The organism is bacterium (assembly GCA_021371935.1).
Classification (GTDB): domain Bacteria; phylum Armatimonadota; class UBA5829; order UBA5829; family UBA5829; genus UBA5829.
Genome location: JAJFVF010000022.1, coordinates 67,047 through 92,268, shown reverse-complemented (window position 1 = coordinate 92,268; position 25,222 = coordinate 67,047). Strand labels below are relative to the sequence as shown.

At 49.3% G+C, this 25,222-nt stretch carries 23 protein-coding genes and 1 tRNA gene; 18 read left to right on the top strand and 6 right to left on the bottom strand.

Annotated features, from left to right (window positions below; genetic code table 11):
- The first annotated feature begins 4 nt into the window (after positions 1-4).
- From LLG46_14940 to tyrS, 11 genes are all read left to right on the top strand, one after another.
- On the top strand, positions 5-3,145 hold the full coding sequence (locus tag LLG46_14940; GenBank protein ID MCE5324591.1) for an Ig-like domain-containing protein: 3,141 nt from the start codon (positions 5-7) through the stop codon (positions 3,143-3,145).
- A 7-nt stretch (positions 3,146-3,152) separates the two neighbouring features.
- On the top strand, positions 3,153-3,626 hold the full coding sequence (locus LLG46_14935) for a hypothetical protein (protein ID MCE5324590.1): 474 nt from the start codon (positions 3,153-3,155) through the stop codon (positions 3,624-3,626).
- Positions 3,627-3,691: 65 nt separating this feature from the next.
- On the top strand, positions 3,692-4,000 hold the full coding sequence (locus LLG46_14930) for an Ig-like domain-containing protein (protein ID MCE5324589.1): 309 nt from the start codon (positions 3,692-3,694) through the stop codon (positions 3,998-4,000).
- Positions 4,001-4,019: 19 nt separating this feature from the next.
- Positions 4,020-4,946 carry a DUF2330 domain-containing protein gene (locus LLG46_14925; protein ID MCE5324588.1) on the top strand — a complete coding sequence of 309 codons (927 nt, stop codon included), beginning with the start codon at positions 4,020-4,022 and terminating at the stop codon, positions 4,944-4,946.
- Positions 4,947-5,237: 291 nt separating this feature from the next.
- Positions 5,238-5,708: a hypothetical protein gene (locus tag LLG46_14920; GenBank protein ID MCE5324587.1), complete on the top strand. Its 471-nt coding sequence runs from the start codon at positions 5,238-5,240 to the stop codon at positions 5,706-5,708.
- A gap of 243 nt (positions 5,709-5,951) precedes the next feature.
- A complete protein-coding gene (gene lysA, locus LLG46_14915; protein MCE5324586.1) occupies positions 5,952-7,295 on the top strand; it encodes a diaminopimelate decarboxylase in 1,344 nt (447 codons plus the stop codon).
- 2 nt (positions 7,296-7,297) lie between these two features.
- Complete coding sequence (locus LLG46_14910; protein MCE5324585.1) at positions 7,298-7,927, top strand: site-2 protease family protein; 630 nt, start codon at positions 7,298-7,300, stop codon at positions 7,925-7,927.
- A 5-nt stretch (positions 7,928-7,932) separates the two neighbouring features.
- Positions 7,933-8,901 carry a tryptophan--tRNA ligase gene (gene trpS / locus LLG46_14905; protein MCE5324584.1) on the top strand — a complete coding sequence of 323 codons (969 nt, stop codon included), beginning with the start codon at positions 7,933-7,935 and terminating at the stop codon, positions 8,899-8,901.
- A gap of 1 nt (position 8,902) precedes the next feature.
- Positions 8,903-10,213 (top strand): methylenetetrahydrofolate--tRNA-(uracil(54)-C(5))-methyltransferase (FADH(2)-oxidizing) TrmFO, encoded by a 1,311-nt coding sequence (trmFO, locus tag LLG46_14900; GenBank protein MCE5324583.1) that lies wholly within the window; start codon positions 8,903-8,905, stop codon positions 10,211-10,213.
- 43 nt (positions 10,214-10,256) lie between these two features.
- Complete coding sequence (locus tag LLG46_14895) at positions 10,257-10,433, top strand: PEP-CTERM sorting domain-containing protein (protein ID MCE5324582.1); 177 nt, start codon at positions 10,257-10,259, stop codon at positions 10,431-10,433.
- 188 nt (positions 10,434-10,621) lie between these two features.
- The gene (tyrS, locus tag LLG46_14890; GenBank protein ID MCE5324581.1) at positions 10,622-11,899 is read left to right on the top strand and encodes a tyrosine--tRNA ligase; all 1,278 of its coding nucleotides are present in this window, start codon (positions 10,622-10,624) and stop codon (positions 11,897-11,899) included.
- A gap of 176 nt (positions 11,900-12,075) precedes the next feature.
- Here the strand turns inward: tyrS and LLG46_14885 are convergent, their stop codons facing one another.
- Positions 12,076-13,521, bottom strand: a complete 1,446-nt coding sequence (locus LLG46_14885) for a DUF4139 domain-containing protein (protein ID MCE5324580.1) — start codon at positions 13,519-13,521, stop codon at positions 12,076-12,078.
- Positions 13,522-13,683: 162 nt separating this feature from the next.
- Here LLG46_14885 and LLG46_14880 point away from each other — a divergent pair, with 162 nt between their 5' ends.
- On the top strand, positions 13,684-15,042 hold the full coding sequence (locus tag LLG46_14880; protein MCE5324579.1) for an MFS transporter: 1,359 nt from the start codon (positions 13,684-13,686) through the stop codon (positions 15,040-15,042).
- Positions 15,043-15,188: 146 nt separating this feature from the next.
- Here the strand turns inward: LLG46_14880 and LLG46_14875 are convergent, their stop codons facing one another.
- Positions 15,189-16,277, bottom strand: a complete 1,089-nt coding sequence (locus tag LLG46_14875) for a hypothetical protein (protein MCE5324578.1) — start codon at positions 16,275-16,277, stop codon at positions 15,189-15,191.
- A 116-nt stretch (positions 16,278-16,393) separates the two neighbouring features.
- On the opposite strand from LLG46_14875, the gene LLG46_14870 reads away from it, so the two are divergent.
- From LLG46_14870 to LLG46_14850, 5 genes are all read left to right on the top strand, one after another.
- A complete protein-coding gene (locus LLG46_14870; GenBank protein ID MCE5324577.1) occupies positions 16,394-16,909 on the top strand; it encodes a TlpA family protein disulfide reductase in 516 nt (171 codons plus the stop codon).
- 116 nt (positions 16,910-17,025) lie between these two features.
- On the top strand, positions 17,026-18,114 hold the full coding sequence (locus LLG46_14865) for an NAD(P)-dependent oxidoreductase (GenBank protein ID MCE5324576.1): 1,089 nt from the start codon (positions 17,026-17,028) through the stop codon (positions 18,112-18,114).
- Positions 18,115-19,173 (top strand): dihydrodipicolinate synthase family protein, encoded by a 1,059-nt coding sequence (locus LLG46_14860; GenBank protein ID MCE5324575.1) that lies wholly within the window; start codon positions 18,115-18,117, stop codon positions 19,171-19,173.
- Positions 19,174-19,672: 499 nt separating this feature from the next.
- Positions 19,673-20,632 carry a hypothetical protein gene (locus LLG46_14855; GenBank protein MCE5324574.1) on the top strand — a complete coding sequence of 320 codons (960 nt, stop codon included), beginning with the start codon at positions 19,673-19,675 and terminating at the stop codon, positions 20,630-20,632.
- 111 nt (positions 20,633-20,743) lie between these two features.
- Complete coding sequence (locus tag LLG46_14850; GenBank protein ID MCE5324573.1) at positions 20,744-20,902, top strand: hypothetical protein; 159 nt, start codon at positions 20,744-20,746, stop codon at positions 20,900-20,902.
- Here the strand turns inward: LLG46_14850 and LLG46_14845 are convergent.
- The 4 genes from LLG46_14845 to rpmB form a co-directional block, all read right to left on the bottom strand.
- Complete coding sequence (locus LLG46_14845) at positions 20,899-22,383, bottom strand: tagaturonate epimerase family protein (GenBank protein MCE5324572.1); 1,485 nt, start codon at positions 22,381-22,383, stop codon at positions 20,899-20,901. The two genes, LLG46_14850 and LLG46_14845, sit on opposite strands and share 4 nt — an antisense overlap.
- Before the next feature lie 96 nt (positions 22,384-22,479).
- Positions 22,480-23,268 (bottom strand): histidinol-phosphatase, encoded by a 789-nt coding sequence (locus LLG46_14840; GenBank protein MCE5324571.1) that lies wholly within the window; start codon positions 23,266-23,268, stop codon positions 22,480-22,482.
- Between the two features lie 28 nt (positions 23,269-23,296).
- Positions 23,297-23,373 (bottom strand) — tRNA-Arg (locus LLG46_14835).
- 185 nt (positions 23,374-23,558) lie between these two features.
- Positions 23,559-23,774, bottom strand: coding sequence for a 50S ribosomal protein L28 (gene rpmB / locus LLG46_14830; GenBank protein MCE5324570.1), 216 nt, complete (start codon positions 23,772-23,774; stop codon positions 23,559-23,561).
- Between the two features lie 80 nt (positions 23,775-23,854).
- Between rpmB and LLG46_14825 the strand changes: the two genes are divergently transcribed.
- On the top strand, positions 23,855-25,009 hold the full coding sequence (locus LLG46_14825) for a DUF1385 domain-containing protein (GenBank protein ID MCE5324569.1): 1,155 nt from the start codon (positions 23,855-23,857) through the stop codon (positions 25,007-25,009).
- Positions 25,010-25,222 lie beyond the last annotated feature (213 nt).

The window sequence follows — 25,222 nt, the reverse complement described above, 5'->3', positions numbered from 1 at the left end:
TGTGATGAAATTGCGTATCGATGTGGTGTTGTTTGTGGTGCTGCTCTGTATGTCTGTTCTCGGGTCCTGCGGCGCTACAGTCCAAGACGGTGACCCCGGCACAATCGGCGCATGCCTGAGTCAGCCGGACGGTGTAGCCGTCACCCTTACTGCAGAACAAGTGGTTTGGCGAGGTAAAAGCGGCAAGTCATTTGCCATTAAAGAGAATTTCGAGCCGAAACCCAAGACACCTCGATTGATAGTTATCAGTTCACTCAGCCTGCCGGTAGACAGCAGTATGACTGTCGATGTCACAGGCACACTTGCCACAGTCGCCGGCACCTCCAAAGATGGTGAGTCAATAAGGCAGCGTGTCATCATCACAACTCCGGCATGCGTGTCCGTATATTGCAGCTCAGACGGACATCCCATGCTCTGCCCTCCGGTCAAAGGCACGGGAACCGAATGGACTGACAAACGAACTCTTACACAGCTTGCGGGAACAAGTCTTTCGAGTGCATCGCTGATGGATGGTGGCGGCTTCCCGGTATTGGACGATTCCCCCGAATCAGAACCTGCGCCTCCCGCTCCTGGCTCTCGCGACAGCTTGAAATGGCTCCCCGATGGAACACATGTCCACCTCCGCGACAGACTGACAATCGTATCAGTGTACGAAAAGAAAAGTATAGAAGAGCCTGACCGCACGGGAGCAATACGTGTGGATTCGATGAATTATGAAGTCACTTCGGGAGATCTCATCGATATAGAAGGAACCCTCACAACTGTGGGTGACGAGAGAATTCTCCAGGCGGACTATGATGAGACCACATATACAGAAAAATTAACGATCACCGACAACGGCTTTACTCTTCCCGCACCCGTAGGAATGAACAATAAAGCCCTCGGTGGAGGAGCGATGGGTCCATTCACCAATGCAATCGGCTCATCGAACGGAGCAAACAATACCGGTATGCTGGTAAGAGTTTGGGGCAAAGTCACCGACAGCGGCATAGGTGATGATGAGTCAAATGCATATACCTGTATCGATGATGGTTCCAACCTTGATGCCGGAAATGATCGCATCGGGATAAGGTCTTATATTTTGGGGTATTTCGAGCCGGGCACATATCTGACTGATACCGGTATCGTCACCACCAAATCATCAGGATCGATCAGTATACCTGTTGTTTATCCGGTAGATGTGACTTATCCCACATACTCCACAGGCTCGGGCACTATCTCCGGGACAGTCACTGCAGGTGCGAGTGCGGCAAATGCCACGGCCTGGGTTCACTCGACAGGCGGCACTGCCACATGCACACTCAACGCAGCAGGAGTCGGGACATACAGCCTGACTGTGAAACCCGGTGATCATACGGTCTCTGTGGATGTTGCAGGCTACACTCACGCCGCTGAGAAGGCGACTGTGACTACTAACCAGACGACAACTAAGAATTTCACTCTGACGGCCATAGACATGGATATCTATGTCTATGCGAACACCTCCAGGATTGCCCCGGACGGAATCAGCACGACCGAAGTCACTGCCATTGTCTTTGACGAGGAGGGCAGGCGTATTCCTAACCAGCCCATGTATTGGAATATAGATGTTGGAGACATAGTCGATTCTGACGCTTTTACAGATGATGTTGGTGAGGCAAAGGCGACGATCAGATCAAGCACCAATCATGAGACAGGAACTGTCTGGGCAGAAGCTGGAAGCCTCAGCGGTGGATGCTATGTGGAATATGCGGATGAGGGAGACCCGTCTGTAATCATATTGAAACCATCGTGCAATCAGACTGTTTGCGGAGTGATTCAATTCTACGTAAGAATAGAAAACAGAAGAGAGGATGGCACTGATACCATTAGCAGGCAAGTGTTATTGGTTGATGGTCAAGAAAGTGGCACATTTTGCTCTGCGGAATATACCCAGACTGACGAATCCACAAAGATTCCTGGATTCAACACGGCCTGGTTAACAAATGGCTCTCATATGATTTGCGCAAAGGTGATAGACATTGATGGCACTGAAATGCTAAGCAATATAGTGCCTATTGTCGTAAATAATCCAATATCTGAGCTAAGAATGAACTGTCAAGATTTACTCTATGATGATCCGAACCAGACTGGATTTACTTTTGATTTCAATGCAAATCTGTCTCCATGGACGGTTAGAATTTTTACAATTGCTGATGATGATACTGAAACAACAGTTTGGTCTGCAACAGGCAGTCAAACAGGATCGGTGCATATAGCATGGGATGGAAAAGTTGATGGACAGTATCAATCAGATGTTTATATGGTATCTTTTGACGCTGGTGAAAACCAGTCATCAATGACGATGGCTCAACGAGTAGCAGCAGAGCTTACGGCAAGACAGAATGGAGAAGCCTCTACTGGCACAAATGAGTATGCTATTATTTCAGTCAGTAGCAGAACTGGATCTGATGAGATACTCGTTGCGGCTGTCGTCAGCAGGTTTGACTGGATTGACGAACATGAAACTTATAAGGAGATGAGGACTGTCGGTGATAATGCCAAAAAGCGCGGAGTTATACCCGTGTACGTTTGTGATATGTATTGGGAATCCAGCAGAGATCGTGTAGGTTTATTTACTGATGAAGTCTATGGCATGGATTACTGGTTGGGTTCAGGTATGGGCAACATACATCATTTCTACCTAAATACTCATGGTGAAAATTTACGAAGGTATGGCGGCACCTATCAGAGTTCTGTCCAATTCTCTGATTGGCCATGCGTATATGGAACTGATAGCTGGGCTGAACATCCCGAGAATACACCCGCATTTACTGATTTACATTTGGTTGCAGGGAAGCTGAAAGTAATTCACTTTAGTGTATGCGATTCGATGGGCTCACCTGAACACTCTGACAGTTCTATTGCAAGAGCACTTGGCTGTCGAGATGACCTATCTGGTTGTACATTCATTGGTTGGCAAGGTGATTTTAAACCTTACGGCTGGTACAATGGATTAGGTTGGGTTAAGGGTTTTTGGTATTACCTTTGCCGTTACTATGGTGTCTCAGTATATCAGGCCAATCAACAACTGAACTCTTCCAATAATCCTCTTTATTGGAACACCATACACAGCAATCTAGGGATGTATACTGATTTGGAGTCTACGGTTACTTATTTGGAGTAAAACTGCTATGAAAAAGGCTACTGTGGTAAAGAATATAGTAATTTATATTATCATATTCCTTGGTTTCAGCATTGGCATTTTGATGTTGACTCACCGTCGGCCTGAGTACATTTCTCAAAAGGCCAGTCTGGAAGCATATTCTAATATTCCTGTAAGCAAAATTGAATCTGTCTACTTATGGTGGATGTGGGGTAATAGAACTGCCGAGTTGGATCACAACAGAGATAAAACTGACATTAAAAAACTGATGTCAGTAATAAAAAAGGACCTTTGGTTTTCGAGATGGGAGATAAATCCCTATGGAGACGAACCACCAGCATACGATGAAGTAAGGATACATATGAATGATGGAAAAACGCGAATAATGCTTTGCTGGCTTGGAAATGAAGGTGGTAAAAATCCATCTTTGAATATTCGGTCGAGGACAGGTGAGTTTAAGCGCGTTGTCCAGGATATTATAAAAAGAAAAGGTAAGCCATAGAATGTCACAGTATGGGCCGGAATCCGCTTCCGGCCCATAATCATATCCGGCACTTCCAGGATAGCATGAGTTGGAGTATAGACGTTGGAACCATTGTAGACTATGAATCAGTCACAGATGATGTCGGTGAGGCGAAGGCGACGATCAGATCAAGCACCAATCATGAGACAGGAACTGTCTGGGCAGAAGCTGGAAGCCTTGGTGGTGGATGCTATGTGGAATATGCGGATGAGGATGATCCTTATAGCTATACAATGGACCCAAATCCCGATGAGTTGATATCTTATAGAAGAGATCCTGAGCCACCATTGTATATGATTGCGCCGTTCTACAATTGGCGTTTCTGGGGTAACACGACAAACTCGCTGTTCTAGTACCAAGGAGTTGTTAACCATGCGTAAATTTATACTGATAATGACAATAGGAGTATTATTTCTTAGCTTTGTCACGTCATCCAGCGCTGACGGCGTAATGCTGCCTCAGAGGATAGCATGGCTTGAGAAGCAAGTAAAAACATTAATTAATGAACCCGAGCAAAAGGCCGTAATCTACTTCAACAGAGGTGAGGAGACTCTTATCATCAGCCCACGATACGAGGGGTCTGCAAAAAACTTTGCATGGGTAATCCCAGTACCGTCCAGACCTAGAGTAGAAAAAGGTGATGCAGAGATATTTGGAGATTTGGATAGGCTGTTGTTAAGTTTTAGAAAAACAGTCTCACCGGTTGAAACACCGATTAATGTGCTGGAGCAAAAGACAACCGGTGACTATGATGTCAGTGTATTGAAGTCTACAGATGGCAATGCTCTAATACAGTGGCTTGATGAAAATGCATATCATTTACCTGAGAAAGCGTCAGAACCTGTAGACAGTTATGCTAGAGAGGGTTGGACGTTTGTAGCCTGCAAAGTCCATGACCCGGAGTCGGCAGAAAGTGGCCTTCAATCAGGAACCCTTACCCCACTAAAGCTCAAGTTTTTATCTCGAAAGCCTGTTTATCCATTAAGGCTTTCTTCAGCCAATCCGAAAGCATTTGATATAGCGATCAGTTTGATTTTACCTGAGGGGGAAAGAGAACATGAGGTTAAGATTGATGGTTTACCTGATAGAATAGCGAATATTGCTCACATTCCAATGATTACCTTGGATGCAAAGCAGACTAAATATCCATCATTAGCCAAGCTGAGTTCGGCTCGCCTGGAAATATTTCATCAGATTAGCTGTAGACTTGAACCTAGTGATTGCACTGCTGATCTGGTCTGGAATATATCTTTTTACTCGCCTCCTCCTCCCTTGCCACAAAACCAGAGACTTCCTTAATGACTTATTGATAGGTAAACATACGATGAGGCCGGAATTCTCTTCCGGCCCATTATATTGGCTGGTTGACAAAATACTACCCGCTCGGAAGTCCATGGTATTTAGGTTTGCAAGCATGTGGAACAGCATGGACAAAAGAATTTTGGTGTTATCTAGGACAAGGATACAATGTCAATCAAGCAATATATTATGCAGACAACAGCATTAATTACAATGGTTGGATGCACAATTTTCTATACGCATATGGAGGGACATATGTAACATGGCTAACTTATTAATTGGAGTCACTAGATGAAAAATCGGCTAATCATAGTAGCTATGCTTGTGGTAATAACGGTTGCTGTTTATCTTTGTGTGCGGGCATCACTTAGAACAGGAACAAAGTGGGATGACCCTGCTTCAGCAAAACTAAAGATAAAGGCAATTAACCGTATCTCAGCTACCGAAATCAAGAAGATAACGATAATACGATCAGGCAAGGTAGTTGAACTCCATCCAGAATCTGACATGCGTTACATCGCAGCGCTTCTTGACAGTATGAAGCGCATCCGAGTGGAAGATATAGAGCGTATATCCAATTACAAAGACAGGATTGTAATTACCATTCTTGACAAGAATAAAAAAGAAAAATTATTCATTCTTATAGGATGTTTTGACCCTAAATGTGTTCCAGTAATCTCGAAGTCAATGCGATCAAATGACCTCGGAAAGATCGTATATGACATATACAAGCGCAAAGACATCAAATCAAGAATAGAATAACAGAACCCCAATGGGCCGGAATCCGCTTCCGGCCCATCATCATATCCGGCGCTTCCAGGATAGCACCCGATGGCACAAGCACAACCGAGGTCATTGCGATTGTCTGTGATGAAGAGAGGGTTTCTGCTTGCAAGATGCCCAAAGTTTGACATGTATTGGTTTGTATGATAGATTATTTCTTGAACCGGCTTTGATGTGGGGCTGGTTCCTTTTTTATATATGCAGGAAGGACGACTATCTGTTTTGATGTTGCTTGGTTCACAAAAGGTAAACAGTCGCAATCACCTCGAGATCGGTGGCTGTGACTGTGTTGATCTGGCGGCTGAGTTCGGTACGCCATTATATGTAATGGACGAGAAGTCGATACGCGATAAATGCCGGGCCTACAGGCAGGCGTTTGCGCGTGAATATGGCGGCGCGGATATAGCATATGCAAGCAAAGCGTTTATAGTGACATCGATGTGCGCTCTGGCAGACCAGGAGGGTATGTGGCTGGATGTTGCAAGTGCAGGTGAGCTATACACGGCCAAATGCGCGGGTTTCCCAATGGAGCGGGTACTGGTCCACGGCAACTTCAAGTCTGCCGATGAGCTTGAGATGGCCGTCGACTACGGAGCAAAGTATATAGTGGTCGACAGCTTCCTTGAACTCGAACTGCTGAGCGCGATATGCGAAGATGCAGGCAAGGTTCAAGAAGTATTGCTGCGATGCAATCCGGGTGTCGATCCTCACACTCATAGACTGATCAGTACAGGCCAGGAAGACAGCAAGTTCGGCTTGAATATCAGAGACGGCTCGGCCATGAAAGCCATAAAGCAGGCGCTCGGCTGTAATGGCATAGTCTTGAAGGGCATACACTGCCACGTGGGCAGCCAGCTTTTTGACCTTTCGCCGTTCATCGACTCCGTCCCGATCATGATCGACTTTATCAGACAGGTCAAGGCTGAGACAGGCACATTGATTGAAGTTTTGGATATAGGCGGCGGTTTGGGAGTAAGGTACGTTGAGCAAGACAATCCCCCCAGCATAGATGAGTTCGCTAAAGTTGTCAGCGAAAGCGTAATTACAGCCTGCGCAGTGCGCGGAGTCGATAAGCCGATCTTGATATTGGAGCCTGGGAGATCCATAGTAGGCGAGGCCGGGACGACGATCTATACAGTCGGCTCACCCAAGCAGGTGGATATACCCGAAGAACCAGGCACACGGACATACCTGCCTGTGGACGGCGGTCTATCTGATAATCCCAGACCTGCGTTATATGACGCACAGTATTCAGCTATTCTGGCAAACCGTGCAGGCAATGAGCCGACAGACACATATACGGTGTGTGGAAAACACTGCGAGACCGATAATCTGATTACAGACATCATGCTGGCCGAGGCAAAGGCAGGCGATTTGCTGGCGGTGCAGACTACGGGGGCGTATAATCATTCTATGGCCAGCAACTATAACCGGTTTACACGCCCGGCAGTGGTGTTTGTGGCGGACGGGCATGCCGATCTGGTGGCGCGGCGCGAGAATATGGACGATCTCGTATCCTGCGATTTGCTGCCCGAAAGGTTCAAAGGCTCGGAAACGAAAGTTTAAGTATGCTCAATAATATCAATCCATACAAATTCGCTCTGTCTATGATGGCGCTGGTCATATGCATCACCATCCATGAGTTCGCTCATGCATATTCGGCATGGAAAGCGGGCGATGATACTCCAAAAGCGCAGGGACGAATATCGCTCAACCCGTTCGATCATCTCGACCCGATTGGAACGATCATGATGGTGGTGTCATCCCTTTCTGGGTTTGGAATCGGTTGGGGCAAACCTGTGCGAATCAACCCCGGCAATTTCCGCAGCCCGAGATGGGGAAATTTGTGGGTCTCACTCTGGGGACCGCTCTCAAACCTGTTGACTGCGCTGGTCATTGGGACAGCTCTTAGGCTATTTGCCGGGTACATGAGCGGCAGCGTGGTCGAGTTTTTGCTGATAATCACTCTCATCAGCATAGCGCTTGCAATTTTCAACTTGATACCGCTGGCTCCACTGGACGGCTCTCACATTGTCTCTTCACTGCTGCCGGTCGAACAGGCACGCAGGTATGAAATGTTTATGGCTCGGTATGGATTTATAATCTTTCTGGCGCTGATATTCCTCGCGCCGGATGTTTTGCGCATAATTATGGAGCCGCCGAGCCGGTTCTTACTTCATTTATTTGTTGGGGTTTAAAGAGGATGAGTAAAGGTAGACTACTTTCCGGCATGCAGCCGACCGGGCTGCTCCACCTGGGCAATCTGGAGGGTGCACTGGCCAACTGGGTCAAGCTCCAGGACGAATACGAAGCATTCTATTTCATAGCGGACTGGCATGCCCTGACGACCATGCTCGACCGTACGGAGGAGATCGCAAAATACAGGCGCGAGGTGGCGGTAGACTTTTTGGCAGCTGGCCTTGACCCTGAAAAGTGTGCTATCTTCGTCCAGTCGGATATTAAGGAGCATGCTGAGCTGTTCCTGCTGCTGAGTATGTCGACTCCAATCGGCTGGCTGGAGCGCGTGCCCACATTCAAAGAAAAGAAAGAACAGCTTCACATAGAGTCGGTCAGCTACGGCCTCTTGGGCTATCCGGTCCTTATGGCTGGTGATATTCTTATCTATAAAGCGGACGCGGTGCCAGTCGGCCAGGACCAGCTTCCGCATTTGGAACTGACCCGTGAGATAGGCAGGCGGTTCAACAGCATGTTCGGCGAGATATTCCCGGAATGCAAGGGACTGCTTACCAAATATGCGGCGATGCCCGGCCTTGACGGTCGCAAGATGTCCAAGAGTTATGACAATGCTATCTATATCTGCGACAGCGCCGAGGAGACGGCAGCGAAGGTGCGCACTATGTTCACCGACCCACTAAAGATTCACAAGAATGACCCTGGGCACCCGGAAGGCTGCGCGGTCTACGCAATGCTGGATGTCTATGGCCAAGCAGATATGCATGATGACTGCGTGGCGGGCAAGATAGGCTGCATGGAGTGCAAGAAGCGTCTGGCAAGTTTCCTGAATGACAGGCTTGCTCCCATACGCGAGCGTCGTAATGAGCTTATCGGCCATCCTGAAAAGGTCGATGAGATACTGGCTGCCGGAGCAGAAAAGGCGCGGAAAGTGGCGCGTGTGAGCATGGAAGAGATCCGTGCTTCAATGCACTTCTAGTATGGACTATATAACAATCATCGGAGGCGGGCTTGCAGGTTGCGAGGCCGCCTTTCAAATTGCTGATAGGGGATTGCATGTCAGGCTATATGAGATGAGGCCTGTCGTGATGACACCGGCGCACCGCTCAGGCAACCTGGGTGAACTGGTATGTTCGAGTTCGCTCAAGTCCAATTCACCTATGACTGCGCACGGCCTGCTGAAAGAGGAAATGCGCGCCATGGGCTCGATCATTCTTGATTGTGCGGCTAAGGCGTCAGTGCCGGGAGGCGATGCTCTTTGTGTGGACAGAGAGCACTTCGGCGAACTTGTGACTAATGCAATCGAGACCAACCCCAATATCGACGTCATCCGCGAGCATTTCACCAATATTCCAAACGAGAGGCCCTGCATAATAGCCACAGGCCCTCTCACTTCTCCAGCGCTCTCTGAAAGCATTCGCGGACTCACAGGCGCTAGCAATCTTCTCTTCTTTGATGCGATAGCACCGTCGGTTGATGCAGACAGCATCGATTATGACAAATGCTTCAGGCAGTCGCGCTATGATAAGGGTGAGGCCGCGTATATAAACTGCCCTATGACCCGAGAAGAGTATGAGGCGTTTATAGATGCTCTGTTAGAGGCCAAGATAGCGAATCTGCACCTGGAAGAAGAAAGAGACGCGCAGTATTTCGAGGGATGCCTGCCTGTTGAAGTGATCGCAAAGCGCGGCAGGGACACACTTGCTTATGGAACCATGAAACCCGTCGGCTTGACCGATCCGCACACAGGCCGCAGACCTCATGCCGTAGTCCAGCTCAGGCAGGAAAACGCAGAGGGCAGCGTATACGGCCTTGTCGGTTTCCAGACTCAGCTCAGGCAAAACGAGCAGGATCGTGTCTTCAGGATGATCCCAGGGCTGGAGAATGCGAAATTCGTGCGGTATGGTGCAGTCCACCGCAATACGTATATCGATTCGCCCAACGTGCTCACTGCAGCGCTGCACACTAAAACCGATATGGGTTTATTCTTTGCAGGTCAGCTTGTCGGGGTCGAGGGCTATATGGAGTCTGCCGCATCTGGGATAGTCGCCGGAATCAATGCTGCACGTGTCGCGCTCGGCATGGAGCCTGTGGTTCCACCAAAGGAGACCATCATAGGCGCTTTGCTCGACTATATCGCAAACTGCTCGATGGACGACTTCCAGCCCATGAACTCCAACTTCGGAATCCTGCCTCCCATACTCGAAAAGCATCCCAAGAAGATGCGCAAAGAGCTGAAGGTGGCGTGTGCGCAGGCAGCCATGCGCGAGTTTATAGGCCGAATAGTCTAAAGCCCGCCTCCATTTTGCCCGATAGAACGGGATGGAGGCAGTTATGAAGAGTTTAATATGCTGCGCATTTGTCTGCGTGCTTGAGATATTTGTTATGGGCACGGCCTGGGCAAGTCCAGGTGATGTTTGCGTATGCCCTGAACCGAGCAGTATGCTGCTGTTTATTGTTGGAATAATTGGAATTGTCGGATATTCATCCAAACGAAAATCTACGAAATAGTTGATCATTACCGATGGGTGAGGATCTCCGAATCCTCACCCTAATGCCAATGCCGGATCTCCGAATCCGGCAAATCCACGTATATCTTCCAGATTTGACTTCCTCGCTTGCCCAGATTACCATGATTGAGGCCTGAGTCTACAATGACTATAGGCAAAGCCGAAAATATTACAATACAGGGTGGTAAAATGACGATCTACGAAGACTTGAAATGGCGAGAAATAATATTCCAGAGTTCGGACCCTGAGGGGATTCCTGAACTGCTGGCAAATCCCGGACAGACCCTGTATTGTGGCTTCGACCCTACCGCTGCCAGTTTGCATATAGGCAGCCTGCTGCCTCTGCTCACACTCAAACGATTCCAGCTTGCGGGTCATAAACCCATCGCGCTGGTAGGCGGCGCAACCGGCCTCATAGGCGATCCAAGCGGCAAGGCAACCGAGCGCACACTCAACACCAAAGAGACAGTCGACAGCTATGTCGAGGGAATCCGTGCGCAGATCGAGAAAGTGCTCGATCCGTCCGGCTCCACCGGCGTGCGTGTGGTCAATAATTATGACTGGATGGCTCCAATTACGGCTATAGAATTCCTACGGGATGTGGGCAAGCACTTCAGCGTCAATATGATGATGGCCAAGGACTCCGTCAGTGCCAGGCTCGATAGGGACGAGGTCGGCATATCCTACACCGAGTTCAGCTACATGCTCCTGCAGGCATATGATTTTTATCATCTCTACAAAGAGTATGACTGCAAAATGCAGGTGGGAGGCGCAGATCAGTGGGGAAACATGACTGCCGGGATAGAGCTTGTCAGACGCAAGCTCTCGAAGCAGGCGTATTGCCTTACTTTCCCGCTGGTCACTAATGCGGCTGGTCAGAAATTCGGCAAGTCCGAAGCTGGGGCGATCTGGCTCGATGCAGAACTGACTTCGCCATATGCGCTGTATCAATACTTTGTGAACACAGACGACCGCGATGTCGTGAAATATCTGAAATACTTTACTCTCCTAAGCCACGAGGATATCTCTGACTTGATAAGTAAGGTAGAGACTGCGCCTGAAAGACGAGAGGCACAAAAGAAACTGGCCTATGAAGTAACATCCATTATTCACGACAAAACAGAGGCGGACAAAGTCGTGGCGGCGAGCCAGGCTCTCTTCGGCGACAGCGATCTGGCGAGTGTAGACCTCAAGACACTGCTTTCGGCTGTTGAGAGCGCTCCGACACTGAGCTACGACACCGTTGAATCAGTGCCCAATGCATTGCAGCTTGCGGTGGACAGCGGTCTCATCGCGTCCAAGTCGGAAGCCAGACGCCAGATAGGCTCGGGCGGTGTGTATATCAACAACCAGCGGGTCTCGGATATAGACTTCCAGCCTAAGACATCCGACTTCATTCACGGCGCTCTGCTGTTGATCAGAAGAGGCAAGAAGAACTACGCTGTCGTGAAATTGGGCGGTAAATAGAAGCAGTTACTTTTACAGGAGCTGATATGGCTCGGTGGGAACCTCGCCCTCCCGGAAAGCTCATTGTTGGGAGGGCGAAGCTCCTGCTGAGCCGAAATCCCGGATAGCCGAACTCTCGCGGTAAATAGCTGATACAAAAATCCCTCCAGATGTCTTACCTGGAGGGATCGATTATATTACCAACTTGTCCGAATAGTATATGTGACGGTTGTCTTTCCGTCCTTGGGCACTTTGACCGGAAATTCGATTGTGCCGGCATCTTTCTTGGTGTAATCACAGGTAGATTGTGTTACTTTCCAGTCGGACCATACATGATCGACGACTTTGACCTCCACCGGCACATCCTTGTGGTTCCTGATCTGTACCTCAAAACTCTCCTCGACTATATTCGAGGCGATTTTCCTGTAGTTCGTGCGCTTGTAATCGCCAACCACATCGAACGCATCACCTATATACAGCCGGATTTTTTCGTCCTTGGGAGTATGGTCGATGCTGTCCTCACCGATGAACTGCTGGCTGCCTGTGTCGTCGAGTTTATATACTCTGATCTTACCCGCAGGAAGGGGCATACCCATATGGTTTTCTTTTGAGTTTTTCAGCTCAAGGACAACGTTTACTTTGTGATAGTCCGATGTGTCATAGCCGCTGCCGGGATCATAATCTTTTCTGCCCGGATAGAACCAGCTCTTGAACCAATCGCCCCGAGCGTCATAGATCAGCTCTTTCTTTACGCCTGCGTTGGACGCATTGAGCAGTGAAAGCTGTTTGGTCTCTTTGTTGCGGATATCTGTCGGGCGTTCCATTGTATACATATGATATTCCGAGAAGCTCTTCTCCTCAAATTGCGATGCCTCGGCATAATCCAGCATTTTGCCTGCCACCGCAGGTCTGGCATAGCTGTATCTGTCCTGAATCCTGCGCACATCACCCGCCATAAGCGTAAGTTTGGCGTTCTCATATGTCGCGCCGCTCTGATTATTTAGAGTGACCCATCCCGCCAGGTCGAGAGCAGTATCGTCTCTATTGACCAAGGCCACATAGTCAGCCTTCCAGCCTATTCCGTCAGTAATATAACTGATCTCGACATTCTGGTCACATGCCTTGTTGCTGGCAATCAGCCAGTTTAAAGTCGGCTTGGGGTGAAGGCCTTCGGGCATCTGCTTCAAGGTCACCTGACCCGACGGGTTCATCACAAGGTTGCCGTCGTCGGTCCTGATAACTATGCCGCCATTGTCCGGCGGGTTCAACAAGATGCCTTCCTGCTGGCGCATGGAGCCATCCATATTATAAGATGTGAATACAACCCTCTGGCCGACAGATTTGCCCAGAATATTGTTCGGGCTGATGAGGTCATATTGATAGTTCTGCTCAAGAATCGAGACCGAGTTGGGAGCTGTAATGGACTTAAAGAGCACGCTTGTCGGGTCGATCTTGGCGGCAACATCCTCGACATCTATCGAGTTTATGCCCTGAGCCAGGCTCACAGCGCGATTGTCTTTGACCAGCGCGAAGTTGCCATTATATACGGTCAGAGCGATAGATTTTGGAGATGATACTGTGGCAGCCATGCACGCGCTCGCAAGCACAAGCACAGCGGCAATACAAATCAAAGTGCGTTTCATTGGTTTCCTCCCTGAAGGGCTAGATATATTATTAGACGTGGCTGCGCTGTCATTATTATACATTCAGCTCAACGATTTGGTGATGTGGCATTTGATATAATATTGGTTGACAACAGGCTCTGCGTTGTGTTACTTTTCACAATAATAATTTACCGAGGGAGCATGATGAATTTTCTGTCGCCTGCGCCGCACAAGAAGCGGCTGCCCGATGATATGGTAAAAAAACGCTATCCAGGATACAGATGGCGCGTTATGGAGTCGACATTCATCGGTTACGCACTGTTCTATCTGGTCCGCAACAATTTCTCGGTTGTCTCCAAAGACATCGAGGGTGCGCTTCATTACAGCAAGTCGGACATAGGCAGCATCCTTGCAATCTCAGCCGCCACATACGGCCTGGGCAAGTTTCTCATGGGAGCTGTCTCAGACAGAAGCAACCCCCGCAAGTTTATGTCACTCGGTCTGCTGCTGACGGCAATATGCAATTTTGCGTTCGGCGGCGTGCAAAATCTCAACATACACATCTGGCTCTGGGCGCTAAACGGCTTCTTCCAGGGTATGGGCTGGCCTCCATGCGGACGATCGATGGGACACTGGTTCAGTGAGCGCGAACGCGGTCTGACATTCAGCATATGGAACACCGCCCACAACGTTGGCGGTGGGCTTGCCGGTATAATTACGGCCTGGGCGGTCGGTTCTTTCGGAGGCTGGCAATATGCATTCTATGTGCCGGGTGCAATAGCACTCATAGGATCGATATACATATTCTTCAGGCTCTGCGACACACCGCAGTCAGTCGGGCTTCCTCCAGTCGAGGAATACCGAAACGATTACCCTGCCGCACAGGATGATTGTGCAGATATCGAGCGCGAGCTTACCACAAAAGAGCTCTTTGTCAACAATGTTCTCAAGAACAAATACATCTGGCTGCTGGCGATTGCAAACTTCTTCACCTATGTTTCACGTTACAGCATGCTCGATTGGGGTCCTATGTATCTGCGCGAGATAAAGAATGCCACTCTGCTCGGCGGCGGTATCGCGGTGCTCCTAACTGAATTCGGCGGGATTCCATCGACCATATTTTTCGGATGGATGTCGGACAAAGCCGGTGGACGCCGCGGCATGATCAGCACGCTGTGTATGGTCCCGGTATTGTGCGCATTTACCACCATCCTGTTGACTCCGCCAAGTATGATATGGCTGGATATGTTAATGCTTGCGCTTGTTGGGTTCTTCGTGTATCCGGTTATCAACATGATTGCGATCATTGCTCTGGACTTGACATCGAAGAAAGCTATCGGCACAGCGGCAGGGTTTATCGGTCTGTTCGGCTATCTTGGCAGAATGGCTGAAGCCAAAGGATTCGGCTGGATGCTGGACCACTTCGGCTCGATCTATGACAAGGGCACGGCATGGCATATAGTCATATACGGGATTTTGGCCTGCACTTTCCTTTCGGGAGTGCTGCTGGCATTTACCTGGAATGTCAGGCCCTGTAAGGCTAAGCGCAAGTCTGCCTAGTAATTAAGAGGCCGGAGCGTTCTGCCCCAGCCTTATTTTTATTGAAGGCTAATCACTCCATGCAGCATCCCTGACGGCAAAGTGGATGTCGACACAGCCCGACCAATATAAGCAAAATCGTCAATATTCTATTCTAAATAGCTTGTTTATCTGTGAGCAAGCTCGGCGGAGAGGTCCAGATAGAATTTGATGGCCTCAGGCGGTGTGTTCCATGGTATATGGTTTCCGATGCACATAAAATATCCGCCGCATATCTGAGCGGTGTCCACCATACTCTCGACCATTGCGCGTATCTCATTATGATTATTTCTCATCAGAATGCGCACATCTCCCTCACCCGCAAGAAAAATATCGCCGTATTTATGTGCAAGAGCCTTGAAGTCGGTATATGGTTCGGTTATGATGCCCGTTGCCCCGCATGCCATAACGTCATCTGCATAGCGGTCCATGCATCCGTCGGACATGAACAGTATCCTCTTTCCAGATGCTTTGAGTATGCTCCAATACTCTTCGTATCTGGGAAAGACATACTTATGCATCCATGTGGGCGAGCAGACAGGTCCCCTTGTATTTACTATGTCATCATGGCAGATCACGAAATTCACCGGCAGCCTGGCAAATGCGGTAAACAGACGCCTGTTGATCTCTGCAAACTCGTCCATGATCCGCTCAAATCTTTCATCCAGGCAAGTCTCAAGGAAAAGTTCCCAGCCGAATGTCAGCAGCGGCCACATAAACATAGTGTTATAAAAGCTGACCATAGCCGTAGATCCCTCGGGGGCTGTGTCTCCCCAATCTTCCGGGAATCCCGGTCTGTATTCTTTGTATACGGCATCCACACTCGAATAGTCCCGACCCTCGTTTATCGGCACGCCCGTCAAGTTTGCATGTTCAAGTGGAGAGTATGCAAACACATCCTCAGCGCTTTTGAACCGGCCTCCCCAGTCCCAGTGATTTGATTGAGTGTCTCCCCATCGGACATGATGCAGACCCTCTTCGTCAGTATATGAAGTCTGATCCTGTGTGGGGCGCGGTTTTGGGGCATCCGTGTCGAACATCGGAAGATTGAGCTGCGGATATAGTTCCTGGAGCTTTTGGCGGCAGAGTCTCGGATGTTCGTAATAATCGATTCCAGTCAGAAATGTCTCTGCATCGGGGCATGACCAGTGTTCCCAGTGCGGCACACGTTTGGGTGCTTTGCCCATATAGGCCAGGTATTCGCTTGAAAATTCCATTAATTCTTCCTTGTCGCACTATTCGTATTTAACACGAGCATTATAGATAGCCGCTTTTGGTGTGTCAACGTAATCAGGGTATATATTTATCGCATATTCTGCAACGGAGGTCTGATATGTCGATCAACCGGATTATAGCCTTGTCAACTGTTATATTGGCAATTTTCATGTTAATCGAACCTGCATGCGCTGCGGTTACGGTGGGCAGCAAGGCTCCCGATTTCCAACTGACAAGTGTTGATGGAAAGAGCACCATCAAACTCTCCAGCCATTTCGGCAAGCCAATGCTTCTGGTATATTGGGCAACTTGGTGCCCGCACTGTCGGACAGAACTTCCTGTGATTCAAAAGATATACGGCGACCTTCACTCAGCCGGGCTGGAGATAGTGGGGATCAGCATGGATAATAGCGCCAAGGATGCGCGTGAGTTTATGAAGTCGAAATCTGTAACGTTTCCCGTTGCATTCGGAGGCACGGATCAAGGCATGAAAGTAGCTGATACATATGGTGTCAGTGGTATACCGGCCATGTTTGTGCTGGATAAGAATGCCGTTGTGAAGGCCATTTTCAGGGGCGAAGCAGGCGAGAAGACTATACGCTCGGAACTTGCAAAGTTAGGCTTGTCTAAATAAATTATGCTGATTTCTCTCCATATGGCCGAATTCCTTGATATCGATATTGCCCGGTGTTATAATGACCCAACCGGCCGGCCGGTATTAGAGTGAAACATATTCGGGAGCTGCGGTGCATGAAAGGTATCAAGGGAACAAATCATTCGGAAGCTGTAATTAAGGCCATAGGATTGGGACATCAAGGTCTCATAGACAATGTCAGCCAACTCGACGACATTCTCAGCGAACCTCCGGATTACCTTGTTGATGCACTGAGCGGGTTGGACGGGGACATAATGGTCCTCGGTGCCGCAGGCAAGATGGGACCAACTATGCTGCGAATGGCAAAGCGCGCTTCCGAGGCAGCAGGGTGTGACCGCCGTGTCATAGGTGTATCGAGGTCTTTCAGCTCTGAGCTTGAAGCGGACTTGAATAAACGCGGTATAGAAATAGTCCGCTGTGATCTGCTGGAGCCATCTCAGGTTGCCCAACTCCAGGACACAAAAAACGTGATATTTATGGTCGGCATGAAGTTCGGAACATCGACCCAACAATCGCTGACCTGGGCAATAAATACATATGTGCCTGGGCTGGTTGCGCAGCGCTATCGCAACAGTCGGATCATCGCTTTCTCCACAGGCAATGTCTACGGTCTCAAACCTATACATCTCGGAGGTTCAGTCGAGACAGATATGCCCGCGCCTATCGGGGAATATGCCATGAGTGCTTTGGGACGAGAACGTGTCTTCGAACACTTCAGCCGCACTTACAACATACCTCTAAGTATTATACGTTTGAACTATGCGTGCGAACTGCGCTATGGGGTGCTTGTCGATATAGCACGGAACGTGTGGGCAGGTAAGCCCGTCGATCTGAGTATGGGCGAATTCAACGTCATATGGCAGGCCGATGCCTGCGCAATGGCGTTGGCAGCTCTACGTCATGCCGCAAGTCCGCCGTTCATACTCAATGTCGCTGGACCTGAAACGTTGAGTATTCGGCGTGTGGCGGAGCAGTTTGCAGAGTTGATGGGCAAGAGCGTGTCATTCGTCAACACAGAATGCACGGATGCGCTTCTCAGCAACGGCCAGATGGGACACCGTCTCTATGCCTACCCCAAAATTAGCGCACAGCAGATGATTATCATGACTGCCGATTGGATCATGCGTCGAGGCGAGACAATCGACAAACCGACGCATTTCGATGTGCGCGACGGGAGATTTTAGATGTCGTTTATAGATGCTGATATCAAGCGGGCATTGAATGCCGGTCAGGTGATCCCCGCATGCCCTCTCGCCCTTGACAAAAATCGCAAGCTGGATGAGCGGAGGCAGCGCGCGCTGATCCGCTATTATGCCCAGGCAAAGGCGGGAGGCATTGCAGTGGGTGTCCACACCACTCAGTTCGCCATTCATGATCCAAAAGTCGGGTTGCTGCAGCCCGTCCTCGATCTTGTAATGGAAGAGGCACTGCGGCAGAGGGAAAACGGCCTGAAGATAAAGATTGCGGGAGTCTGCGGAAACACGTCACAGGCGGTTAGTGAAGCGAAATTGGCGCATAGTCTCGGTTACGATGCGGTGCTTCTCAGTCTTACGGCATTGAGTGACGCGAGTGAGGACCAGCTTATCGACCATTGTCGTGCCGTAGCTGAAATATCGCCGATAATCGGCTTCTATATTCAGGCATCTGTCGGAGGTCGAAGGCTTGCCTACTCGTTCTGGAGAAGGTTCGCGGAGACCGAGAATGTGGTCGCCATCAAAATTGCGCCGTTCAACCGATATCAGACGCTGGATGTCGTTCGAGCGGTATGCGAGGCAGGCCGCAGCGATATAACCCTGCTCACCGGCAACGACGATAATATCGTGATGGACCTGATTACTCCCTATCGCTTCAAAGTCGGGGGACGGACGGTGGAACGCCGGATTGTCGGCGGCCTGCTCGGTCACTGGACAGTGTGGACCAAGAAAGCGGTCGAGCTTCTGGATGAATGTCATGAAGCTGTCAGGAATCAGGAAGTTCCGGTGGGGCTTCTCAGGAAACACATCGAGGTTACGGACTGCAATGCTGCATTTTTTGATGCCGCGAATGGTTTTGCGGGCTGTATAGCCGGTCTGCATGAGGTCCTGCGCAGGCAGGGGCTTTTTGAAGGAATATGGTGCCTCGATCCCAAAGAGACACTCAGTCCCGGCCAAAAAGAAGAGATAGACCGTGTCTATGCTGCCTATCCTCATCTCCATGATGATGCATTCGTGCAAGAACATATAGATGAGTGGCTGAGCGGCTAGAGCCAGTCTCCGAGTATGGTCAAATGGTTTGAGTGTGTGTCATGTATTGTCCCATAGCGCATCGGGAGGGCGTCCCTCCCGCCGAGCCTTTATTGTCTTAAGACTGAGCTATTTCCTTGTTCTGTGCCTGGTGTCTCCTCAAAATCAAGGTGAAGCTCATATGTCATTCCCAGCTTGACTGGGAATCCAGGAAACGGCGCTACGATGAAGACAGGGTGCCTGGATTCCCGCTTTCGCGGGAATGACACAAGCTTGGTTGCCTTTAATGGTATGTGCCCCTGAGCAAATAGCATAGTTGCACAGTCCCATTCAAATATGTTATAGTTACAGAAATCGAATATCCCAAAGGGGAGTAGCAGCCCGTATAATATGGGTTCGGCATGGTCAACAACCGTCACGCGCGTGGGCGCGAGGCTGGCTGTGTCGGCAGCAATGCAATGCGAGACCTTTGTCCTTACCAAAGGGCAAAGGTCTTTTTTGATGGTTACGAGGGGCTTGTATGGTCATTCTTGTGTTTATAGCTTTGTTATTGATTATTGTCTTCGCGGCGTATTTGCTCAGCCGTGGAGCTGAGGTAATGGCTCAAATATGGGGCTGCAATATAGTCGGCAGCATAGTCCTTGCATTGTTCACGACACTGCCTGAGTATGCGTTTGTCTTCTGGGCATCCATGAAAAACGAATACAGGATGGCGATAGGCTCTGCGATAGGCTCTTGCACAATCCTGATTACCCTCGGCTACGGGATGGTGATCTGGCTGGCCACTTCAAAACTGAGCAGAAAGCCTGTGAAGGAGATACGCCTTTCAAAGGCCACCCGCATCGATGCGCTATATCTGCTTGTGACCGGCGTTATTGCTTTTGTTTTTGTGTGGGGTGACAATGCTCTGAGCCTGATTGAGGGCATTATTCTCGCGCTTATTTTTGGAGGGTATGTTTTCCAGGTTATCCGAAGCGGCAAGTCTGAATGTGTGGAAAATCAGGTCGTCACTCGCAAAGGTATGATTAGAGCGGCAATAGAACTGCTCGCAGGCGGCGCGATTATTTATTTTGCGTCGGAGCCTTTTGTGGACTCGATGATCCATATCGCAACGTTTTTCCATGTCAGTCCCGTGGTGATTGCCATTGTTTTGGGTCCGATAGCTTCTGAGATGCCGGAGAAGCTTACTGCATACATGCTTGTATTAAAAAACGGCCACAATGCGGAGCTGTCGATATGCAACTTCATAGGTTCAAAGGTCAATCATAACTCACTGCTTCTGGCAGTGATGCCGTTTGTGGCCCATTTCAAGGGACATGACATAGTCACGAATCTGATGAGCCCGATGTTTGTGATGATGAGTGTGCTGACTGTAGTTGTTTCGGCGCTGCTCGCGAGGGGCAGACTGCAGAAATGGCAGGGTATAGGATTGGTTGCAGCATACATATTAGCGATGGTTCTGGCTGTAGAGCAGAGTTGATAACCATACGGTCACAAATATTGCAGATTTTGAGCCGTTTTGTGGAACAAACAGGCTTAACCTACAGTCTATACAAATGCAAACCGGTACCGCCTGCCGGAGGAGTGAGCAATGGGCGAATGCAATTTGCAGAGCCTGCTTTTTAGGTCTCAAGAGAGGCATACGGATCGCACTGCATTTGCCAGGGCAGTCTCCCGAATATCCTACACCAGGATAAAGAAGGAAGACGATACCCGCAGGCAGATGAAAAGCAGGCAGAAAGCCGCCTAAGGCGTCAGGAGAGAAGGGGACTTCTCTCCTTTTTTATTGAAAGCCAGTTTCAAGTGTCTTTCGATATGCTCAGTCACAAAGGCGTAATGCTGCTGCTCATTTTTGTGCAGAGTGTCGAGGATTTCAGGCCGCTTTGCATCCAGCAGTGCACCATATGATATGTGGAATAGCTGCTGAACATTCGGCTGCCCAAAGAACCTGATCGCGTCATACGGGAGCTTATTGGGAAAGTCGGTAGGCGTGATATCCACATGATATGCCTTCTTGCTTTCTGGCAGGGTCTCGATGCAGATATCATACATGTCTTTGAACAGCTGCAAATTTGTATGTGCAATCAGTCTTACGGCCTGCAGCCAGCTTGTGCCCGATGTTTTGATATGGAAATTTCCCCGAGTCATCTCAGCAAAGATTTCATATATGCTGAACTTGTCGCTGCCTGAGTGCATACTCAGTCGATATCCACCAATGAGTCTTGCCAGTTCACCATGGATACTGAAAGAACGTTTCAACTCTGCATAATTGCCTTTATAGTCGACCGCTTTCTGAAACTGACCAGGAAACTTTGGTGCAAGACTCGTAAAATCGACATTATTTGCGTGCAGAAATTCAGCCACGAAGAGGTGATCTTCTGGTGTTGTTTCGCGGCTGCCTTCGTCAATTGAAATCTCAAGGTCGAACTCGTCGAGCTTGGTCCTGGCCATTCCACAAAATCGCACCGCTTGGAGCATGGACTTCTCATATACCAAGGCCGATCTGATCAGTTCATCCTCAGAGAATGTATAATTCTGCTCACCAGGAAGAGATATGGTTTTTTCCGCATATCTTTTCGCTATTCCACGGCTGAGTTCGGTCAGGTTATTTGCCGCGTCATTAATCTCTGATGCAGACAGGCTGCTTATATCCAGCAGGTTGTCACTGACGTCGAGTGTGAACATGCTGTAACCTGCCTCAACACCTTCCATGAATTGCGTGTCATTCTTTATGTGATCGGCATCCGCTCCGAAAGAGCCTGTGTACCCTGACTCCAGAACGCCCATAACTGCATCCAAAAGGACGCTTTTGAACGTTCGGTTGGTCCGCTCCAGTTCACGAGGCGACTGCTGCGCTATTACCGGAAAGACCTGGAATTTATTGTCTGCTTCAAGATGTGCTGCGCTCACCATTCCCAGCCTGTCTCCAGTACCGAATGAAGCGGCTTTGCCACATATTGAGGGAGCTAAAGGCAGCATCTGTCTTAGACGCACATAATTTTCCCAGGTCAAAGGGTGGAGTGTCACTTTCTCTTCGGCGGATAGTCTCAGTCTTGCCGGACCGGTTTCATCGGCCAGTCTGTGGATATGTTCTGGTCCGAGCATACCGACAAGTTTTCTTCCGTGGCGGACAACGGTGAATATGCTTATTTGATTGTCAATTCTCCTCAGAGACTTTTCGTATAGTTGATAACCTGCATTGTCCATCAGGTTAGCCAATGCCAGACACATTTTTTACTCCTTCGAAAATGCGGAGCATTTTCATTCCCTTCGTGGCGAACACAACTGCGCTGCGGAGCAGTCGCGAGAGTGTTCAAGCCACGATTCCTAGTCGATAGTCATTTTGCGATTCTGGAAGAGTGCTGTGTTTGTATACCCAATTGTCCGCAACAGTAGTCTGCCTCGGTCAAAGTCACATGTTATATCATCTGTCCTGTGCGCATCCGCAGTCAAAATAACTGGAATCCCCCGCTTTTGACAGCCCCTCAAAACTGCTGCCGAAGGGTATTGCTCATGGATAGGTTTATGCCAGCCGGAGGTGTTGAGTTCTATCGCAATCCCGGCTTCGGCTATCGCATCGAGTGCGGTCATCACATCTGCTGAGATATCTATAGTGGGTTGGGAGCCGAATTTCTTATAGAGGTCCAAATGGCCAACGATGTCATAAAGGCCGGATTTGGCAAGTTTGGCTATCATAGCCCAGTATGCGCGGATTACATCATTTTTCCCGGACTGGTCCAGTGCGTCCCAATAATCTTTGCTGCTGTCAATGCATACGCCATCGATCAGGTGGACCGACCCGATCACGTAATCAAATTGATATTCCTGCAGAATTTCTCCGAGTTGTTGTGCTGTTTCCGGCACAAAGTCCGCCTCGATACCATATCTGACTTTAATCTTAGTCCGAAACTTATCAGCAGCAAGGCCAATGGCGCCAAAATAGTCAGCAATTGCGTCCAGCTTCATGCTCCAATCGAAGATTTGGCCGGTTGTCAGGACATAGTGATCGGAGATGCCAATCTCATCTATGCCCAATGATATGGCCGCTTCAATCATTTCTTGGACGCTGTTTTGGCCGTCCGAAAATGTTGTGTGGACATGATAGGAGGTCACCATATGTCTGGCTCCCGTATGTACAGTAAAATGGCGCACCTGGAGGGACTCGAACCCCCGACCCTCTGATCCGAAGTCAGATGCTCTGATCCACTGAGCTACAGGTGCGCGTCGTTATTTAATATATCACTTGGCACATCATTTGGTCAAGGGCATTGTGAATGATCAAACATCCTTGGCAAGAGCAATTACCCCGACCCTTGACCATCAAAAAGGGAAGAACGATTACTGATAGTTACTTGGAATGTTCTCCCCTTTTGTTTGCGTATCTGATAGAATGTAAGAGCTATTTACTATATAGCGCGGACGACTTTACCGGCCTTCAGGCACTTAGCGCATACGCGAATTGTTTTAGGAGTGCCGTTGATCTTGGTATGGACGGTCTGCAGATTGGGCAGCCATCTGCGCTTGGTCCTAGGCGCGCGAAGAGCCCATGAACCGGAGTGTACGTGTCTGATATTCTGACCGAACTGCGGACCCTTGCCGCAAACTGCACAAGTATTGGACATATCTAAAAGGACCTCCTGAAGTGAGTAGCCACAAAAAATGCAGTGTCCATAATAACATAATTTCACGGGTTTGGCAATAGATGATAGACAGCTCAATATTAAGCTTGGTAAAGAGTGCTCCTGTGGTGGCACCCAACGACTCGATCCAGAGAGCCGCAGGTCTGATCCAGGGCACAAGCGGGTCACGAATTCTCGTCATTGACGACGGACACATCGTCGGCACTGTCAGTGAACGTGGTATATCCGCATACGTGGCCGCCTCAGAAGATCCCGAGGCCGCCATCAGGTCATGCATCGAACCGATAATAGAGCCAAGCGGTGCTTTTGTCGATTCACGTGTATCGCTAAAAGAGGCCGCTCAAATATTTGCCGATAACAGTGAGGACATGCTGCCTGTTATAGACAATTTTGGCGGATATCGAGGTGTAATATATCGCAGCGAACTGATCGGGCGGATCGCGAAGAACCTGCGTCCGAGCACGATTGCGGGGATGGCGACCCCGTTGGGCGTATATCTGACCACCGGTTCCATATCCGGCGGAGCGGGCAGTTTCGGTTTGTTTTTGACCGGAGTCTCTCTTGGGGTGATGATCCTTATTGCGACCCTGATCGTAACCGGCCTTACGACTGCGTTCGGCAAGCTCACCGGCTTTCCGATAAATGCATATCTCAACTCCGCACCGCTGACGATATCGCCTAACCTCTACGATCTGCCATTTTATATATCGACGGCACTGATCGCATTCATATTCCTGCTGTTGATGAGGTTGTCTCCACTTGCGGGCTATCATGCTGCCGAGCATATGACGGTGAATGCCATAGAAGCGGGTGAAGCGCTTGAACCGGGCGTTGTGAGCCGCATGCCGCGAGTTCATCCAAGGTGCGGTACCAACCTGCTAGCCGCGGCGGGGATATTTGTGATCTTGACTTCCAAGATAAGCAGTCAGGTTGTGGTTTTGTTGGCGATGCTGGCCGTGGTGCTCGGCTGGAGATCGATAGGCGGTTGGCTTCAATATTATGCCACGACCAAGAATCCAAACTCAAAGCAGCTTGCAAGCGGTATTGCTGCGGGCAGTGAACTGCTCGACAAATACCAGGAGAACCCGCACATCAACCTGACCGGCTTCCAGCGCATCTGGAAACTGGGGTTCCCGCAGACATTTATGGGCATGGCGACTTTTCTCTGGGTGTTGAGCCTGTTCAGCCGCTATATACCTATCCCAGGACTCTTCTGATTTAGTATTGAGTATATTATATTGATTATTTGCCGATGTGTGTGCGGCAATACGGTTTTTATTCCCTCTCCCGGGGGAGAGGGTCAGGGTGAGGGCGCTCCTGATTTAGCATTTTAGATTTTGTATTGATTATTTACCTCTAGTTCGGTTGCGATATCCGATCGCGACCGAAACAAAAAAAGCCGATGGTCGGGGGTATTCTTGCCCCCGACC

Excerpts from the sequence above, each read along its gene's own strand:
- LLG46_14940 (MCE5324591.1), top strand. The coding sequence starts at position 5 with ATGAAATTGCGTATCGATGTGGTGTTGTTTGTGGTGCTGCTCTGTATG.
- LLG46_14935 (MCE5324590.1), top strand. The coding sequence starts at position 3,153 with ATGAAAAAGGCTACTGTGGTAAAGAATATAGTAATTTATATTATCATA.
- LLG46_14930 (MCE5324589.1), top strand. The coding sequence starts at position 3,692 with ATGAGTTGGAGTATAGACGTTGGAACCATTGTAGACTATGAATCAGTC.
- LLG46_14925 (MCE5324588.1), top strand. The coding sequence starts at position 4,020 with ATGCGTAAATTTATACTGATAATGACAATAGGAGTATTATTTCTTAGC.
- LLG46_14920 (MCE5324587.1), top strand. The coding sequence starts at position 5,238 with ATGAAAAATCGGCTAATCATAGTAGCTATGCTTGTGGTAATAACGGTT.
- LLG46_14910 (MCE5324585.1), top strand. The coding sequence starts at position 7,298 with ATGCTCAATAATATCAATCCATACAAATTCGCTCTGTCTATGATGGCG.
- trpS (MCE5324584.1), top strand. The coding sequence starts at position 7,933 with ATGAGTAAAGGTAGACTACTTTCCGGCATGCAGCCGACCGGGCTGCTC.
- trmFO (MCE5324583.1), top strand. The coding sequence starts at position 8,903 with ATGGACTATATAACAATCATCGGAGGCGGGCTTGCAGGTTGCGAGGCC.
- LLG46_14895 (MCE5324582.1), top strand. The coding sequence starts at position 10,257 with ATGAAGAGTTTAATATGCTGCGCATTTGTCTGCGTGCTTGAGATATTT.
- tyrS (MCE5324581.1), top strand. The coding sequence starts at position 10,622 with ATGACGATCTACGAAGACTTGAAATGGCGAGAAATAATATTCCAGAGT.
- LLG46_14885 (MCE5324580.1), bottom strand. The coding sequence starts at position 13,521 with ATGAAACGCACTTTGATTTGTATTGCCGCTGTGCTTGTGCTTGCGAGC.
- LLG46_14880 (MCE5324579.1), top strand. The coding sequence starts at position 13,684 with ATGATGAATTTTCTGTCGCCTGCGCCGCACAAGAAGCGGCTGCCCGAT.
- LLG46_14875 (MCE5324578.1), bottom strand. The coding sequence starts at position 16,277 with ATGGAATTTTCAAGCGAATACCTGGCCTATATGGGCAAAGCACCCAAA.
- LLG46_14870 (MCE5324577.1), top strand. The coding sequence starts at position 16,394 with ATGTCGATCAACCGGATTATAGCCTTGTCAACTGTTATATTGGCAATT.
- LLG46_14865 (MCE5324576.1), top strand. The coding sequence starts at position 17,026 with ATGAAAGGTATCAAGGGAACAAATCATTCGGAAGCTGTAATTAAGGCC.
- LLG46_14860 (MCE5324575.1), top strand. The coding sequence starts at position 18,115 with ATGTCGTTTATAGATGCTGATATCAAGCGGGCATTGAATGCCGGTCAG.
- LLG46_14855 (MCE5324574.1), top strand. The coding sequence starts at position 19,673 with ATGGTCATTCTTGTGTTTATAGCTTTGTTATTGATTATTGTCTTCGCG.
- LLG46_14850 (MCE5324573.1), top strand. The coding sequence starts at position 20,744 with ATGGGCGAATGCAATTTGCAGAGCCTGCTTTTTAGGTCTCAAGAGAGG.
- LLG46_14845 (MCE5324572.1), bottom strand. The coding sequence starts at position 22,383 with ATGTGTCTGGCATTGGCTAACCTGATGGACAATGCAGGTTATCAACTA.
- LLG46_14840 (MCE5324571.1), bottom strand. The coding sequence starts at position 23,268 with ATGGTGACCTCCTATCATGTCCACACAACATTTTCGGACGGCCAAAAC.
- rpmB (MCE5324570.1), bottom strand. The coding sequence starts at position 23,774 with ATGTCCAATACTTGTGCAGTTTGCGGCAAGGGTCCGCAGTTCGGTCAG.
- LLG46_14825 (MCE5324569.1), top strand. The coding sequence starts at position 23,855 with ATGATAGACAGCTCAATATTAAGCTTGGTAAAGAGTGCTCCTGTGGTG.